The sequence below is a fragment of the Microcella sp. genome (assembly GCF_025808395.1).
GTDB lineage: Bacteria > Actinomycetota > Actinomycetes > Actinomycetales > Microbacteriaceae > Microcella.
Window position 1 is genome coordinate 1,275,951 of the sequence record NZ_CP075524.1, and the last position, 15,781, is coordinate 1,291,731.

Annotated in this window: 15 protein-coding genes and 1 pseudogene; 3 read left to right on the plus strand and 13 right to left on the minus strand. The window is 68.8% G+C overall.

The genetic code is table 11. The features are described from left to right. The first annotated feature begins 1 nt into the window (after window position 1). Window positions 2-1,627, plus strand: a complete 1,626-nt coding sequence (locus KIT89_RS06275) for a hypothetical protein (RefSeq protein ID WP_297603762.1) — start codon at window positions 2-4, stop codon at window positions 1,625-1,627. Window positions 1,628-1,658: 31 nt separating this feature from the next. Further along, a complete protein-coding gene (locus tag KIT89_RS06280) occupies window positions 1,659-2,720 on the plus strand; it encodes an AI-2E family transporter (RefSeq protein ID WP_297603763.1) in 1,062 nt (353 codons plus the stop codon). 30 nt (window positions 2,721-2,750) lie between these two features. Here KIT89_RS06280 and KIT89_RS06285 read toward each other — a convergent pair whose 3' ends face one another. From KIT89_RS06285 to rpsB, 11 genes are all read right to left on the minus strand, one after another. Next, entirely contained in the window at window positions 2,751-3,464 is a 714-nt protein-coding gene (locus KIT89_RS06285; protein WP_297603764.1) for an alpha/beta hydrolase, read from the minus strand. Further along, the gene (locus KIT89_RS06290; RefSeq protein ID WP_297603765.1) at window positions 3,461-3,775 is read right to left on the minus strand and encodes a hypothetical protein; all 315 of its coding nucleotides are present in this window, start codon (window positions 3,773-3,775) and stop codon (window positions 3,461-3,463) included. The genes KIT89_RS06285 and KIT89_RS06290 overlap by 4 nt, the downstream gene beginning before the upstream one ends. A gap of 12 nt (window positions 3,776-3,787) precedes the next feature. Next, window positions 3,788-4,333, minus strand: coding sequence for a transglycosylase SLT domain-containing protein (locus KIT89_RS06295; RefSeq protein WP_297603766.1), 546 nt, complete (start codon window positions 4,331-4,333; stop codon window positions 3,788-3,790). A 150-nt stretch (window positions 4,334-4,483) separates the two neighbouring features. Beyond that, on the minus strand, window positions 4,484-5,038 hold the full coding sequence (locus KIT89_RS06300; RefSeq protein WP_297603767.1) for a DivIVA domain-containing protein: 555 nt from the start codon (window positions 5,036-5,038) through the stop codon (window positions 4,484-4,486). A gap of 57 nt (window positions 5,039-5,095) precedes the next feature. Further along, window positions 5,096-6,106, minus strand: a complete 1,011-nt coding sequence (locus tag KIT89_RS06305; protein WP_297603768.1) for a phosphatidate cytidylyltransferase — start codon at window positions 6,104-6,106, stop codon at window positions 5,096-5,098. Further along, window positions 6,107-6,661: a ribosome recycling factor gene (frr, locus tag KIT89_RS06310; RefSeq protein WP_297603769.1), complete on the minus strand. Its 555-nt coding sequence runs from the start codon at window positions 6,659-6,661 to the stop codon at window positions 6,107-6,109. Between the two features lie 44 nt (window positions 6,662-6,705). Continuing rightward, a complete protein-coding gene (locus KIT89_RS06315; RefSeq protein WP_297603770.1) occupies window positions 6,706-7,968 on the minus strand; it encodes a hypothetical protein in 1,263 nt (420 codons plus the stop codon). A 37-nt stretch (window positions 7,969-8,005) separates the two neighbouring features. Next, window positions 8,006-8,869, minus strand: a complete 864-nt coding sequence (locus tag KIT89_RS06320) for a DMT family transporter (protein ID WP_297603771.1) — start codon at window positions 8,867-8,869, stop codon at window positions 8,006-8,008. A gap of 16 nt (window positions 8,870-8,885) precedes the next feature. Beyond that, window positions 8,886-9,596 (minus strand): UMP kinase, encoded by a 711-nt coding sequence (gene pyrH / locus KIT89_RS06325; protein WP_297603772.1) that lies wholly within the window; start codon window positions 9,594-9,596, stop codon window positions 8,886-8,888. Window positions 9,597-9,735: 139 nt separating this feature from the next. Next, window positions 9,736-10,563 (minus strand): translation elongation factor Ts, encoded by an 828-nt coding sequence (tsf, locus tag KIT89_RS06330; protein ID WP_297603773.1) that lies wholly within the window; start codon window positions 10,561-10,563, stop codon window positions 9,736-9,738. 11 nt (window positions 10,564-10,574) lie between these two features. Then, window positions 10,575-11,669, minus strand: coding sequence for a 30S ribosomal protein S2 (rpsB, locus tag KIT89_RS06335; protein WP_297603774.1), 1,095 nt, complete (start codon window positions 11,667-11,669; stop codon window positions 10,575-10,577). A 513-nt stretch (window positions 11,670-12,182) separates the two neighbouring features. Between rpsB and KIT89_RS13590 the strand changes: the two are divergent. Continuing rightward, a pseudogene (locus KIT89_RS13590) lies at window positions 12,183-12,371 on the plus strand (M23 family peptidase); the annotation flags it as partial. Window positions 12,372-12,482: 111 nt separating this feature from the next. Here KIT89_RS13590 and KIT89_RS06345 read toward each other — a convergent pair. Next, window positions 12,483-13,406 carry a tyrosine-type recombinase/integrase gene (locus KIT89_RS06345; protein WP_297603776.1) on the minus strand — a complete coding sequence of 308 codons (924 nt, stop codon included), beginning with the start codon at window positions 13,404-13,406 and terminating at the stop codon, window positions 12,483-12,485. 106 nt (window positions 13,407-13,512) lie between these two features. Beyond that, a complete protein-coding gene (locus tag KIT89_RS06350; protein WP_297603777.1) occupies window positions 13,513-15,660 on the minus strand; it encodes an MMPL family transporter in 2,148 nt (715 codons plus the stop codon). Window positions 15,661-15,781: the final 121 nt, after the last annotated feature.

The following is a 15,781-nucleotide window of genomic DNA, read 5'->3' on the forward strand; positions in this document are numbered from 1 at the left end:
CGTGGCAGACACCGAATACGACTTCGGATCAGAAATGCGCGGCTACAAGCGCGACGAAGTCGACCGCGCACTCAACGAGGTTCGCCGAGAACTCATCAAAGCCAACACCGACCGCGCCGAAGCGGCGAAAGAGGTCGGGCGCCTGCAAGCGGTCATCGACGACCTGCAGGCCGAGCTCGACGAAGTGGGCCGACCGACCTACGCAGGCCTGGGCACCAAGCTCGAGCAGACCCTGCGCATCGCCGAAGAGCAGTCGACGCGACTCATCAGCCAGGCAGACATCGACGCCGAGAAGCTGCGCGCCGCGGCCCAGACCGAGGCGCAGAGGCTGCAGGCCGAGACCGCCGAGCGCACGACCCGCATGGTCAACGAAGCAGCCGCGCGCTCGAACCAGCTGACCGACTCTGCGGCGCGCGACGCCGAAGAGACGATTGCCCGCGCTCGCGCCGAGGCCGATGCGCTCATCGACGAGGCGACTCGCGAAGCCGCATCGATTCGCGGTGCCGTCGCCACCGAGGCGGCAGAGGCTCGTGCGATGGCCAAGCGCGAGGCGGCCGCCCTGCGCGCCGAGACCGAGCGCCAGCTTGCTGAACTGCGCGTCGTCGCCGACCGCGAGGTGGCCGAAGCACGCGAGGCTGCCGGCACGCTCGCGCGCGAGACCGAGCAGGCCAGGGCGACATTCGAGAGCGACGACGCCACTCGCCGTGCCCAACTCGACGCCGACATCCAGCACGGCCGTGACGCCCTCGAGGCCGAGCTCGCCCACCTTCGGCAGACCGTCGAGACCGAGCTCACCGAGCGGCAGAATGCCTGGGCGGCAGAGGAGGCTCGCCGCCGCAGCGAGCTCGAGCAGCTCGAGAAGCGATCGCGCGCCGCGCTCGAACTCGAGATCTCGACGGCTCGCGAGTCGTTCGCACGCGAACTCTCGACCGCTCGTTCCGAGCTCGAGAACGAGATCGCGACGGCGCGCGAATCGCTCGCGAACGACCAGGCGACCCAGCGCGCCGCCTTCGAGCGAGACATGGCCGCAGCGAAGGCCGAGCACGAGGCGAAGGTCGCCGAGCAGCAGGCCGCCCTCGAGCATGACGCCGAGACCCAGCGCCGCACCCTCGCCGACGAGGCCGCACGAGTGCGCGCCCAGCACCAGCACGATCTCGATGAGCACCGTGCGCGACTCGCCCGCGAAGCCGAGCAGGCCAGGGTCGACCTCGAGGTCGAGCTCACGGCCAGGCGCGACGAGGCCGAACGCGAGTACCTCACCCGGCAGCAGGATGCCGCCGCGCAGACGCAGAAGTATCTCGACGAAGCGACAGCGCAGCTCACTGCGGCGCAAGAGCGCGCTGCCACCGTGAGGGCCGAGGCCGAAGCGCTCGAGCGCTCGACCAAAGACGCTGCTGAGGCGACCCGATCGACGGCCGACGCCACGGCGCGGTCGGTGCTCGAGAACGCCGAGAGCCGGGCCGCCGAACTCGTGCGCGATGCTGAAGAACGCGCCCGCACGCTCGTCACCGAGGCTGAAGAGCGCCTCGAGCGCATCAGGGTCGAACGCAACGCCGTCGCTGGCTACTTCGAGGGTCTGCGCGGGGTACTCTCGCAAGCGGAGACACTGACCGCGCGCGACGAGTAGCGCGACGGCGGCGCTCTGACGAAAGGGCATCGTGAAGATTCAGAATGCGTTTCGGCTCGGCATCTTCGGCGGCCTGGGCGTGCTCGTCGCCGTGCTCATCGGCGGCGCCTTCGCCTCGCTGGCCACGATTCTCACGTACATCGGTGCCGCGATCTTCATCGCCCTCGGGCTCGACCCGCTCGTCACGTGGCTCGAGTCGCGCAAGTGGCCCCGCTGGGCGGCCATCCTCACCGTTCTCGTCGGCGTGCTCGGCCTGTTCACGGGGCTCGTGTTCGCGATCATTCCGGTCGTCATCGAGCAGTCGACGAAGCTCGTCAATCAGGTCACCGAGTACGTCACCACACTCGAGTCGCTCGACGCCTTCTTCGAGCAGGTGCAGGCGGTCATCCCGGTCGAGATCGTCGATGTGCGCGTCGCGGCGCAAGACGCTCTCGCATACCTGACCAACCCCGACAATCTCACGCAGATCGGCGGCGGCGTGCTGTCGGTGGGTGTCTCGATCGCGACGGGGCTCTTCGGCGCGCTCATCATTCTCATCCTGACGCTGTACTTCACGGCCTCGCTCACCAACATCAAGGCCGCGATGTACCGCCTCGTGCCGAAGTCGCGCCGCGAGCAGTTCATCAACATCTCAGAGCAAGTGGCTCACGCGGTGGGGCGCTACGTCGTCGGGCAGGTGTCGCTCGCCCTCATCAACGGCCTGCTGAGCTTCATCTACCTCAACATCATCGGCGCCGCCTACCCGGCACTGTTCGCCTTCGTCGCGTTCTTGTTCTCGCTCGTGCCGCTCGTCGGAACCCTGACCGGGTCGATCATCATCGTCGCCACGCAGCTGCTGGTGAACCCGGAGTCGATCGCCACCGTCATCGCCGCCGGCGTGTACTACCTGATCTACATGCAGGTCGAGGCCTATGTGCTGAGCCCCAACATCATGAACCGCGCCGTCAAGGTTCCTGGAGTGGTCGTCGTGATCGCGGCCCTCATCGGCGGAACCCTGCTGGGCATTCTCGGCGCCCTCATCGCCATCCCGGTCGCGGCATCGATTCTCATCGTCATCGACCAAGTGGTCGTGCCCAAGCTCGAAGAGAAGTAGCCCGACGGTCGGCGACGGCCACCCGTTCGGCTACGGCCACTCGGTGGGCAGCGGCAGCACCGCAGGGTTGAGCCGCTCGACGATCTCGCTCAGCACCCGGTAGGTCTGGTTCTCACCCACCCAGAGGTGCTTGCCGCCCTCGACCGCGACGAGCTCGCACTCGGGCACGACGGCGAACCTCTCGGCTGCCTCCTGCGGCCGCAGGTAGTCGTCGAGCTCGGGCACGACCGCGACGAGTCGTCGCCCGCTGCCCGACCACGCCGCGAGCTCGTCGACCGAGGTGCGGTGCAACGGCGGCGACAGCAGCAGCGCTCCGACGATGTCGTGCTCGAGCCCGTGCTTGAGCGCCACCTCGGTGCCGAACGACCAGCCGAGCAGCCACGGGGCGGGCAAGGCGTGCTCTGTGACGAACGCCATCGCCGCGGCGAGGTCGAACCGTTCGAGATCGCCGAGCCCGAACTCGCCCTCGCTCGTGCCCCGGGGCGAGCTGACCCCGCGGAAGTTGAACCTGAGCACGGCGATGTCGGCCATCGCCGGCAGTCGCGCCGCCGCCTTGCGCAGCACGTGCGAATCCATGAATCCGCCCGCGGTGGGCAGGGGGTGCAGGCACACGAGGGTGGCGATCGGGTCGTGCGACGCCGGCATGGCGAGCTCGCCGACGAGCGTCAGCCCGTCTTCGGTCGTCAGCTCGATGTCGGTGCGCGTCGCGGGCAGCACCGTCGCGGCGCGGATGAGCTCGGTCATGGATGCATCCTCCAGCAATACGAGTGCCAGTGTCGGCGGGCGGCGAGATCGGCCTCGTCACCCAGCGGCCCATCGGCGCGCCACGCCACGATGTGCGCCTGGCCCGCGGGCACATCGCTGCTGCAGCCCGGGCAGACGTAGGTCTTCACCGCCGCTGCGGCCGACACCGACTGAACGTTCCAGAGCCCCGAGCGCTTCGACTCGGTGCGACGCATGCCCGCCCGAATGCGATCGAGATCGAGCTGATCGTCAGCCGGCTCTGCAGCGCGGCCTGGTGCGCGCCGACCGCGCGGTCGATTGCTGCGGGGCATGGATGCTCGCGCCTAGTACCAGCCGACGCGCTGGCTGTGCGCCCACGCGCCGCAGGGTGTGCCGTAGCGAGCCGCGATATAGCCCAGGCCCCAGGTGATCTGGGTGGCGGGGTTGGTCGCCCAATCGGCGCCGGCGCTGGCCATCTTGCTGCCCGGCAACGACTGCGGAATGCCGTATGCGCCCGAGCGCTTGTTGTGCGCGTAGACGTTCCACCCCGACTCTTTCGCCCAGAGCGCGTAGAGGCAGTCGTATTCGTTCGACCCCCACCCGCGTTCAGCGACCATGGCCGCCGCGATCGCCTGCGCTGTGCCGGGGTCGGGGGTGCCGACCGCGGGAGCCACGCCATAGGTCACGACCTGCGTCGTCTTCCAGGTGATGCGCTCGATGCTGCTGACATAGTCGTCGGTCGCGACGAGCACTTGCGGCTCGTGCTGCGCAGCGGGGGTGGTGGTGGTCGACGACGTCGCAGTCGATGACGAGGGGTCGATGATCGTGGCGAGCACGAGGGCCATGGTGGCGAACGACGCGAACAGGGGCAGAGACCACGAGGCGCGCACGTGACGCTCGGCCTGCGGTTCTGAGGCGCGACGAAGAGCACCCCCCGCGCTGGCGACGTTCGAAGACTCGCTCAGAGCACTGGGGCGCCTCGTTGCCGTTGCATGTCGTCCCACAGTTGGACGAGTCTACCGTGAGGTCGTTCTGAGCGCTCAGCGAACGGCCAGCATGAGGTCGATGACGGTGTCGAGCAGCACGTCGACCTGCAGTTCGCGGTACCCGCCGTACTTCGGGCGGAAGGCGATCGTGCGCACCGTCTCGATCGCCAGCGGCCGCCCCTTCTCGAAGTACTGCGACACGAGCTTCGAGAAGGCGTCGACGTCGGCCGGGTGGTACCCGCGCGTGAAGGGGCTCACACGCGTGAAGCGCTTGCCCGCCGGCCTGGCCAGGCGGTCGAGAATCTCTTGAGCAGTCGCCCGCACTCCCGCGTAGTAGGCATCGGTGCCCTGCTCGCCGATGGCGTGCTCGCGCTCGCGGGCGGCGAAGGCTTCTTCGAGCCGTTCGAGCGCCGCGTCGACATGGCGGGCCGAGTAGCCGTTCTTGCGCACCACCCGAAAGCCGGTGTGGCGAATCTGCTGACTCGAGAGCGACTCGTCATGGCCGGCCGGCAGGGCGAACGCCCGCCGAGCGTTGTCGAGAAAGTCATCGACTTCAGAGCAGTCGTATCCGGGCTTGCCCGATCGCGCGAGAGGAAAGGTCGACGTCACCGCCCTATTCTGCCCCAGTGCGGGGTGCGATCAGCGCCACCGGCACCGTTCGACGGCTCAGCCGACGACGACGCTGAAGATCAGGTAGGCGACCACGGTCGAGGGCAGTATCGAATCGAGTCGATCGAGAAAGCCGCCGTGCCCCGGCAGCCAGGTCGAGATGTCTTTGATGCCGAGGTCGCGCTTGATGAGCGACTCGGTCAAGTCGCCGAGCGTCGCGGCACCGACGAGCGCGAGCGCCAGGATGAGCCCGACCCACCACGCGGTGCCGATCATCAGCACGGCGAGCAGGATGCCGGCGATGGTCGCCGCCACCACCGAGCCGGCGAAGCCCTCCCACGTCTTCTTGGGGCTGATCTTGGGCGCCATCGGGTGTCGGCCGAACAGCACCCCCGAGGCGTAGGCCCCTGTGTCGATCGAGATCACGACGATCAGGTAGGCGAGCACCCACCACTCGCCTCCCGGTTGCGCGGTCATGACGACGGCGAACCCTGAGAGCAGGGGAACATAGGCGAGCACGAAGATTCCCGCCGCGAGGTCGGTGCCGAGCGACACCGACTCACCGCGCATCGACGGCTTCACCATCTCAGCGACGCGCCAGAGGCTCACCACGGCGATCGCGGCCAGGAAGGCCCACCAGAGCCCTGCGGCGCCGCCGTAGAACGCCGACGGCACCATCGCGACCGAAGCGACGACGAGAGGGATGCGCGGCACATCGCGACCAGCGAATCGCAGCGCGCTCGCGAGCTCGTAGACGGTGAACACGACCAGGGCGGCCGCGAACAGCATGAAGACCTCTTTGACCACGATGAGGCTGAAGAGCAGCGCGAGCCCCAGCACGAGGCCGAAGAAGATCGCCTTGGGCAGGTTGCGCCCCGCGCGCGCCTCGATGCGAGCATCCATCTCGCGCGCCTTCTGCTCGATGTCGTGCACACGGTTCTCGATGTCGTGCAGCGCCGCTTCGACCTCTTCGCGGGCCTTGCCGCCCCGGCGTCGACGCGGAGAACGACCGGCGGGCGCAGAGGCGTCGACGTCGGTCGTCGGAGAAGAATCCTGTGGCTCGGCCATCTAGACCTCGAGCAGCTCCGCTTCTTTCTTCTTGAGCGCCTCGTCGGCGGCATCGGTCGCGCGCTTCGTGATCGCCTCGAGCTCTTTCTCGGCGCGGGCAACCTCGTCGTCGCCGACCTCGCTCTTGAGAGCGTCGAGGTCGTCTTTCGCCTTGCGGCGGATGTTGCGGATCGAGACCTTGCAGTCTTCTGCCTTCTGCTTGACGATCTTCACGTACTCTTTGCGCCGGTCTTCGGTGAGCTCGGGCATCGTGACGCGGATGATCTCGCCGTCATTGTTCGGGCTCGCACCGAGGTTCGGAAAGTTGACGATGGCCTTCTCGATCTCTTTCAGCGCACTCTTGTCGTAGGGCGTGATGAGAATCGTGCGCGCCTCGGGGTTCTGCAGGCTCGCCAGCTGCGCGAGCGGAGTCGGCGTGCCGTAGTACTCGACCAGGATCTTCTGAAACAGCTGCGGGTTGGCCCGGCCAGTGCGCACCGTCGCGAAGTCGTCTTTGGCGACCTCGACGGCCTTGGTCATCTTCTCGGTGGCTTCGGCGAGTACATCGGCGATCACGGCGGCTCCTTCGGTGGGTCGCCCACGAGTCTAGCGGTCGACGATCAGCGTGGGAGGGCAGTGCGACGGCGTGCGCTGAACGCGAGCGCACCCGCGCCCACGAGCAGCACCGAGCCCGCCGCGAGCGCGGCCACCGAGCTCGCGCCGGTCGCGGCCAGCTCGACCGACAGGGCGAACTGCACGAGAACGGGCTCTCTGCCTCGATGCACCACGAGCGTCACGGGCCCCGACCAGGCCTGCGTCGGCGTGCCACTGAGTCGCACAGCGAGAGAGCTGTCGTCTGGCACCCACTCGAGCACGGCGACCACTCCGGTCGGCCCGTCGACGACATCGACCCGCCAGTCGAGATCGACGAAGTCGGTCTCGTTGTCGGGGGCCCAGTTGTCGGCCACGAGCTCTGCCGACAGGGTCAAGGGCAGAAGCGCTGCGACCGGCTCGCCCGGCCCGACAGCGGGAGGGTTCACCGTCAGCAAGCAGTCGGTGGCGTACAGCGGACTGATGCTCTGGCCCAGGCTGAGCGTCGGCGCGAGGCCCGCCATGGTGTCGAGCGCATCGTCGAACGAGCACTCATCGAAGTCGATGACGCCGACGGTGACGCTCGAAGAGGCCGTGCCGGGTGCTCGGAAGATGACGGCACCGGGAACATCGACTGTTCCCATCTGCGGCGACACTCCGCTCAGGCGCCAGGCGATGACCGGGTCGCCACGATTGGTGTCGTGTGAGATCCATGCTCCGCCACCGAGGTCGACGTACGTCGAGTCGCCGTCCGAGCCGAGGTCGCCCCCGATCTCGATCTCGACCTCCGCGGGGTCGCCTCCCACGACGTCCGGTGACACCGTCCACCGAGCGGTCGAGTTCTCGATCTCCATCGTGAAGGTCACGGTGACCACTCGACCATCGCCGAAGTCTGCGGTGACGGTGCCCACCGTGGAGGTGCGGCCGTTGTCGACCCAGCTCGCCGACACGGGCGTGATCGGCAAGGGCCCGAGCACATCTGAGCCGAAGCGCACGAGCGGATACGTCGGCACGAACTCTCCGCCGTCGCCCGCCTCGGGGTCGAACGCCGTGATGCGCATGAGATCGTCGAACGCGTCGCGACGCCACCCGGCGAGCTCGACACCGCTGCCCAAGAAGTCGGTGTAGTACGACTCGACGTCTTGCAGGCGGTAGCCGTTGTCGTAGACATCGAGCCAGCGCCAGCCAGGAGTCGTGACATCTTGATCGGCGGCGACCGCTGCCGTCGCCGGCACGAGGGCGAGCGAGAGCGCCGCGAGCAACGAGGCGGCGAGGGTGATGCGTCGGTTCACGATCGGCTCCAAAGTGCTTCCCGCGCGCGCGTCGCGGTCACTCAGAAACTAGCAGGGCGATGCCTGCGAGCACGAGTGCGCTGCCGATGAGGCGGCGCACGGGGTGCGGCTCGCGGAAGAGCATCCACCCCGCGAGCGCGATGAGCACGACGCTCACCTCTCTCGCCGGCGCCACGATCGAGACGGGCGCGAGCTGGTAGGCGAACAGCACAGCGCCGTACGCCAGGGGCGAGAGCACGCCGACCACCGTGGCGGCGACAGGGTGCCGCCGGGCTGTCTGCACCACCGCCGTCGGCGAGCGCAGAGCGATGCCGCCGAGCACGAGCAGCTGCACGACCATGCTCGCCCAGTAGTAGCCGACCGGGTCGAGGTCGGCGATCGTGACCGCGGCGGCATCCCACAGCGTGTACGCCGCGATCACCGCGCCCACTGCTGCGCCATACCGGATGCCCCGCCACCGTCGCTGCGCATCAGAGTCGTGCTGCCGCGAGCCGGCGAGCCCGATCACCACCACTCCGGCGACGACCAGCAGCGCGCCCGCGAGTGCGACAGCGCCAGGGCGCTCGCCCAGCACGATCACGGCGGCGATGACGCTGAGCAGCGGCCCGACTCCCCGCGCGAGGGGATACACGACCCCGACATCGGCGAGTCGGTAGGCCCGCTGCAGCAGCAAGAAATAGCCCAACTGCAGCGCGGCACTGCCGACCACGAGACCGATCCAGGCGGGCGACGGCGGCGGCCCCGCGACGAGAGCCGTCACGCCGAACGGGGCGAACACGACCACGCCGATCAGCAGGGTGACGGCGATGAACGGCGTGCCGCTGGTGCCGGCGCGCTTCATGGCGATGTTCCACGCAGCGTGGGCGAGCGCGGCGCCACCGACCAGCAGGGCGACGATCATCGGCGGACGGTGCGCGCTAGTTCGAGACGCGCGTGCCGATGGCGTCGCCGCGGATGGCCTTGGCGATGTTGCCCGCGGGCTCCATGCCGAACACGACCATCGGCATGCCGTTGTCCATGCAGAGCGAGAACGCGGTCGAGTCGACCACCTTGAGACCCTGCACGAGGGCGTCTTGGTAGGTGACGGCGTCGAGCTTGTGCGCACTGGGGTCGTGCCGCGGGTCAGCGCTGTAGACGCCGTCGACGCCGTTCTTGGCGACGAGCACCTCGACAGCGCTGATCTCGAGCGCTCGCTGCGCCGCGACGGTGTCGGTCGAGAAGTACGGCAGCCCGGCACCCGCGCCGAAGATCACGACCCGCCCCTTCTCGAGGTGCCGTTCGGCACGCAGCGGAATGTACGGCTCGGCCACTTGCGTCATCTGGATGGCCGACTGCACCCGCACGGGTGCGCCCGCCTGCTCGAGAAAGTCTTGCAGCGCGAGCGCGTTCATGACGGTGCCGAGCATGCCCATGTAGTCGGCCCGCCCGCGGTCCATGCCGCGCTGACTGAGCTCGGCGCCCCGAAAAAAGTTGCCACCGCCGACGACGATCGCGACTTCGACGTCTTTCGCCGCCTCGGCGATCTCGCGGGCGATGCCGCTCACGACGTCGGGGTTGACGCCGAGCGACCCGCCGCCGAACGCTTCGCCCGACAGCTTGAGCAAGACCCGACGCTTCTTCTCGACCACAGCGGTCTCCTTCTCTCGTGCAGCGACTCCAGCGTATGGGGTGCGGGGCCCGCCGCGGGCCGCGAGTCGCCGAAGCGCCGGCCCTGAGACGACGAATGCCCCGGGTCTGTGATGACCCGGGGCATTCGACTGGCGGTGGTTAGGCGCCGACCTTGAAACGGGCGAAGCCCGTCACGGTGAGGCCGGCGTCTTTCAGCACCTGAGCGATCGTGAGCTTGTTGTCACGCGCATAGTCTTGCTCGAGCAGCGAGACCTGCTTGAAGAAGGCTCCGACGCGGCCTTCGACGATCTTCGGCAGAGCGGCTTCGGGCTTGCCCTCGTTGCGCGAGATCTCTTCGACGATACGGCGCTCGTTCTCGACCGTCTCGGCCGGAACCTCGTCGCGCGTCAAGTACTGCGGGTCGGCGAACGAGATGTGCTGCGCGATGCTGCGCGCCGTCTCGGCGTCGTCACCCTCGTAGGCGACGACGACACCGACCTGCGGAGGCAGGTCTTTGTTCGTGCGGTGCATGTAGACCGCGAACTTCGCTCCTTCGACGCGAGCCACGCGGCGAAGCTCGAACTTCTCACCGATGATCGCCGCCTCGGCGTCGATCACCTCGGCGACCGTCGAGCCGTCGAGCGGGGCGGCGAGCGCCGCGTCGACCGTGCCGGCACCGGCTGCGACGACCGCAGCGAGCACGCGCTCGCCGAGCGACACGAACTTGTCGCCCTTGGCGACGAAGTCGGTCTCGCAGGCGAGCTCGATCATGGTCGCGGCGTCTGCGCCCTCGTGGGCGGCGACGAGGCCTTCGCTCGTCGAGCGGTCAGCGCGCTTCGCGTTGCCCTTCGCGCCCTTGAGCCGCAGAATCTCGGTGGCCTTCTCGAGGTCGCCCTCTGCCTCGACCAGAGCGTTCTTGGTGTCGACCATGCCTGTTCCCAGGCGGTCGCGCAGGGTCTTGATGTCTTCCAGGCTGACGTTCGCCATAGAGGGGTTCCTTACTCGGTCTCGGCAGCCGGGGCCTCAGCCTCGGCAGCGGGCTTCTTCGCGGCAGGCTTCTTGGCCGCGGGCTTCTTGGCAGGCGCTTCAGCGGGTGCTTCGGCAGGCGCGTCAGCGGCAGCGTCGGCGGCCTCGGTGGCCTCGGCCTTCGCCGGAGCCTTCTTCGCGGCCGGCTTCTTGACCGGCTTCTCGGCGGGCGCTTCGGCCGCGGCCTCGTCGGCCGCAGGTGCCTCGGCAGCAGGTGCCTCTGCGGCGGGTGCGTCAGCGGCGGGCGCTTCGTCGGCGGTGGGCGCCTCAGCAGCGGGTGCCGCAGCGGCCGCTTCGGCGTTGCCCGCCTCGAGCAGCTCGCGCTCCCACTCGGCGAGCGGCTCGACGGCCGACACGTTGCCCTCTGCTTCGGGCTTCTGGTGCTTCTGGATGAGACCTTCGGCGGCAGCATCCGCGATGATGCGCGTCAGCAGCGCCACCGAGCGGATCGCGTCGTCGTTGCCCGGAATCGGGTATGCCAGCTCGTCAGGGTCGGCGTTCGTGTCGAGGATGCCGATGACGGGGATGCCCAGCTTGCGGGCCTCGTCGATGGCGAGGTGCTCGCGCTTGGGGTCGACGACCCACATGGCGCTCGGGGTCTTCGTGAGGTTGCGGATGCCGCCGAGCGACTTGTGCAGCTTGGTGAGCTCGCGCTTCTTGATCAAGAGCTCTTTCTTGGTGAAGCCCTTGGTGGTGTCGTCGAAGTCGAGCTCTTCGAGCTCTTTCATGCGCGCAAGGCGCTTCGACACCGTCTGGAAGTTGGTCAGCAGACCACCGAGCCAGCGCTGGTTGACGTAGGGCTGGCCGACGCGCGTGGCCTGCTCGGCGATCGACTCTTGCGCCTGCTTCTTGGTGCCGACGAAGAGAATCGTGCCGCCGTGGGCGACCGTCTCTTTGACGAAGTCGTACGCCTTGTCGATGTAGGCGAGCGACTGCTGCAGGTCGATGATGTGGATGCCGCTGCGCTCGGTCAGGATGAAGCGCTTGACCTTCGGGTTCCACCGGCGGGTCTGGTGCCCGAAGTGCACGCCGCTGTCGAGCAGCTGACGAATTGTGACGACGGCCATGGCCGTGCTCCTTTGTTCTCAGTTGTCGCCCCGCCCGACGGGAGGGGCCCTAGTGCCCGACGCTGGCCCCGACCCGAACGGTGCGACCGCCGATTGCTCGGTCACGTGGGGACTGATGGGGATATGCGCCATGAAATGGACACGCGAAGTCAGCCGTGACACGCACGACTGCGTCTGCCAGCATATCACCGCTCTCGGCGGGCGGTCGCGGGGCGCCCCTCCTCCCCCGCCAGCTCTGCATCGCCGGGTTCACCCGGTCGGGGCAACCACCGCTCAGGATGCTGCGCTCGCGACGATGCTGTCGTCATGCGTCTCGCCGTGCTCACCCTCGTCGCCGTGCTCGCGCTCGGTGCGCCCGGCTCGCTCGGCGGCGCTGGCAGTGCGCGAGACTCGACGTCGACGCGCGTGCCGGGCTGGGTCTGGCCCGTCGACGGGCCCCGCACGATCGTGCGGCCGTTCGTGGCCCCGCCGACTCCCTACGGGGTCGGGCACCGCGGCGTCGACCTGGGTGCTATGGCGCACCTCGTTCCCGTGGTCGCCGTCACGAGCGGCACCGTGCACTTCGCTGGCGTCGTCGTCGACCGGCCCGTCATCACGGTGCGGCAGGGGCAGATTCTCGCCACCGTCGAACCGGTCGAGCCTCTCGTGTCGGCCGGTGACGCGGTGGCGGCCGGCGATGTCATCGGCACGCTGCAGGCGGGGCACTGCGCTCGCGCCTGCGTGCACCTCGGGGTCAGAGTCGCGGGCGAGTACGTCTCTCCGCTGCTGTTTCTCGGCGGCCTGCGCCGCGCGGTGCTGCTGCCGACCCTGGCGTCAGGCGCGGGGGTGGGCGGTGCGGTACACGGCGGCGAGGCGCTCGGCACTGACGTGGGTGTAGACCTGCGTGGTGGCGAGGCTCGCGTGCCCGAGAATCTCTTGCACCGCTCGCAGATCGGCGCCGCCATCGAGCAGGTGGGTGGCGGCCGTGTGCCGCAGAGTGTGCGGCCCGGAGGGGCCGGTGCCCGGCAGGTCGGCGAGCAATCGCGCGATGACCTCATAGACAGCCCTGGTCGAGACCCGCCGCCCGCGCGGGCCGAGCAGCAGTGCCGAACCCGAGTCTGGCGTCAGAAGCGGTGGTCGACCATGCTCGAGGTAGTCGCGCAGAGCACGCTGGGCAGGAATGCCGAACGGAACAACCCGCTCTTTGGCACCCTTGCCGAGCACCCGCACGACGCGGCGCTGGTCGTCGACATCGCCCAGATCGAGGCCCACGAGTTCGCTCACCCGCAGGGCGCTCGCGTAGAGCAGTTCGACCGCGGCGCGGTCGCGCCACGCCACAGGGTCACCGCTGAGGGCGCGAGCTTCGAGGTCGTCGAGCAGGCCGTCGATCTGGGTGCGGGTCAGCACGCGCGGCAGCCGTCGCTCGCCTTTCGGCGCCCGCAGCCGTGCGCCCGCGTCGCCCTCGGTGCGACCCGTGCGGGCCAACCACGCCGTGAACCCCCGCACGCTCGACGTGCGCCGGGCGAGCGTCGAGGCTGCCAGGCCCTGCTCGTTCTGCTGCCACACCCACTCACGCAGCAGTTCGAGGTTCCACTCGAGCGGGTCGTCGGCTGCGCCGCGCAGTTCGACGAAGTCGACGAGCGTCGCGAGATCTGCCGCGTAGGCGCGAGAGGTGTGCGCGCTCACCCCTCGCTCGAGCTCGAGCGCGCGCAGATACAGCGCGACGGCGTCGCGCAGGGCCGAGGGCGGCTCGTGCATGCCTCCAGCATGCGCCTCGCGGCTGCGTCGCCACCCGGCGACAGGCCGAGATCGCGCAGAGCCGGCGCGCGAGCTGTTCGCACGCCGGCTGAGCGCAACGTGCGGCCTACGGCACCGCGGCCGTGACCCGATCGCCGTCGACAGGCGCCGTCTCGAGCGACTCGGGCATGCGCTCGGCCTGACCGTTCGCGCCGCGTGCCGCGGCCTCGGCGTCGGTGAGTTCGGGCCGCCGCGGCCACCAGAAGCGATCTTTCGCGAGGAAGGTCATGGCCGGCACGATCACCGTGCGCACCAGCAGGGTGTCGATGAGCACACCGATGCAGACGATCACCCCGATCTGGGTGAGCGCGATGAGCGGCAGCACGCCGAGCACGGCGAACACCGCCGCGAGCAGGATTCCTGCGCTCGTGATGACGCCGCCCGTCGCGGCGAGCGCGCGGATCATGCCCTCAGACGTGCCGAGCAACGGCACCTCTTCTTTCGCTCGAGTGACCAAGAAGATCGAGTAGTCGACGCCAAGTGCGACGAGGAACAAGAAGCTGAACAGCAGCACCGTGGTGTCGAGCCCCGGAAAACCGAAGACTGTCGCGAAGATGATCGAGCCGATGCCGACCGCACTGAAGTAGCTCGCGACGACCGCCACGAGCAGCAGCAGCGGTGCGACCAGCGCGCGCAGCAGCAGCACCAGCACGGCGAGCACGAGCACGAGGATGAGCGGAATGACCAGACCCTGGTCGCGCGCCTGGGCATCTCGAAGATCGAGGCCCTCAGCATCGATGCCGCCCACGAGCGCCGTGCCGTCACCGAGATCGTCGAGTGCGAGGCGCAGCTCGGCGATGATCTCGAAGGCGCGCTCGCTCTCGGGGTCGGCGTCGAGCACGACGACGATCTGCGCGATGTCGTCGTTCGCCGCGCCCGGTCGCGCGTCGACGACCCCCTCGACGTCGACGATGCCGTCGAGCACGTCATCGAGGTCGCCGACCGGCACGACCACCGACGCCGGGGCCGAGCTGCCGGCGGAGAAGGCCTCGGCCAGTCGCTCTTGGCCGAGAACAGCTTCGGGCTTGACGATGAAGCGGTCGTTCTGCGAGAGGCCGACGTTCGTGGTGGTGAGACCGGTCGCCATGGCGCCGAGCGCGGCGAAGCCGATGATGGCCACGACGAGAGGCCTCTTGCTGACGGCTCGGCCGAGCTTGCCCCAGGGGCTGCGTGAGATCGCATCGGGCGAGCCGTAGCGCGGAATGATCGGCCAGAAGATCCACCGACCGAAGATCACGAGCGCGGCCGGCAGCACCAGCAGCGCATAGGCCATCGCCACGATGATGCCCACGGCGCCGGCGAGACCGAGCGATCGGTTGCCCGAGAGCTCGCCGAACAGCAGGGTCGCGAGGGCGAGGGCCACGGTCGAACCGCTGGCGATAATCGCGGGGCTTGCACCCCGCAGCGCGATCGCCATCGCCTCGCGTCGGTCGAGGTGCAGGCGCAGCTCATCTCGATAGCGGGCGATGAGCAGCAGTGCGTAGTTGGTGCCTGCGCCGAACACGAGCACCGAGAGAATGCCCGTCACCGAGCCGTCGAGCGTGATGCCGAGGCTCTCGGCGACGAGTCGGGCCGCGATGCCGGCGATGAAGTCTGCGATGCCGACGACCGCGAGCGGCACGATCCACAGCACCGGGCTGCGATAGGTGACGATGAGCAGCAGGGCGACGACGAGTGCTGTGATGCTGAGCAGCACGAAGTTGGCACCTTCGAAGACCGCAGCGATGTCGACCGAGAAGCCCTCGGCACCGGTGAACCAGACCTCGATGCCGCTCGGCAGCCCGTCGGCGGCGATCGCGCGAATCTCGGCCGCGCGCTCGGCTTGCCCCGACACTCGATCTTCGATGGCGAGGGGCAGCACCACGAGCGCCGTGGTGCCGTCGTCTGACACCGAGGGCGGCGGCAGAAAGCCGTCGATCGACAGGTCGGCGAGCGCTTCGGTGCGATCGGCGATGGCCTCGAGGTCGTTCTCGCTCAGCTCGCCGCTCTCGCGGCCGAAGACGAGCAGCCCGCTCGTCGAGTCGTCGTCGGCGAACTCTTCGAGCAGGGCCGCTGCCTGCACCGACTCTGCAGAGTCGGGCAGCCCCACGGGGGGCGCTGCGTCAGCCGACTGGTAGCCGGCAGCGATGAACAGCGCCGCAGTGGCTGCGAGCCCCGTGATGAGAACGATCCACGACGTCTTGGCGGCGGTGATGAAGCGCGTCAGCGCGATCATGAGGCTCCTCGGGGTCCGCCTCTGCGGCGGCTGCTCAGGGATGGTTGGGCGGCGAAGCGTGGCTGTCTCGCCGTACGAGCAATATATCTCGATAGTCGAGATATTCGATCATCGAGAAACT

Excerpts from the sequence above, each read along its gene's own strand:
- KIT89_RS06285 (WP_297603764.1), bottom strand. The coding sequence starts at position 3,464 with ATGACCGAGCTCATCCGCGCCGCGACGGTGCTGCCCGCGACGCGCACC.
- KIT89_RS06290 (WP_297603765.1), bottom strand. The coding sequence starts at position 3,775 with ATGCCCCGCAGCAATCGACCGCGCGGTCGGCGCGCACCAGGCCGCGCT.
- KIT89_RS06305 (WP_297603768.1), bottom strand. The coding sequence starts at position 6,106 with ATGGCCGAGCCACAGGATTCTTCTCCGACGACCGACGTCGACGCCTCT.
- KIT89_RS06320 (WP_297603771.1), bottom strand. The coding sequence starts at position 8,869 with ATGATCGTCGCCCTGCTGGTCGGTGGCGCCGCGCTCGCCCACGCTGCG.
- tsf (WP_297603773.1), bottom strand. The coding sequence starts at position 10,563 with ATGGCGAACGTCAGCCTGGAAGACATCAAGACCCTGCGCGACCGCCTG.
- rpsB (WP_297603774.1), bottom strand. The coding sequence starts at position 11,669 with ATGGCCGTCGTCACAATTCGTCAGCTGCTCGACAGCGGCGTGCACTTC.
- KIT89_RS06345 (WP_297603776.1), bottom strand. The coding sequence starts at position 13,406 with ATGCACGAGCCGCCCTCGGCCCTGCGCGACGCCGTCGCGCTGTATCTG.
- KIT89_RS06350 (WP_297603777.1), bottom strand. The coding sequence starts at position 15,660 with ATGATCGCGCTGACGCGCTTCATCACCGCCGCCAAGACGTCGTGGATC.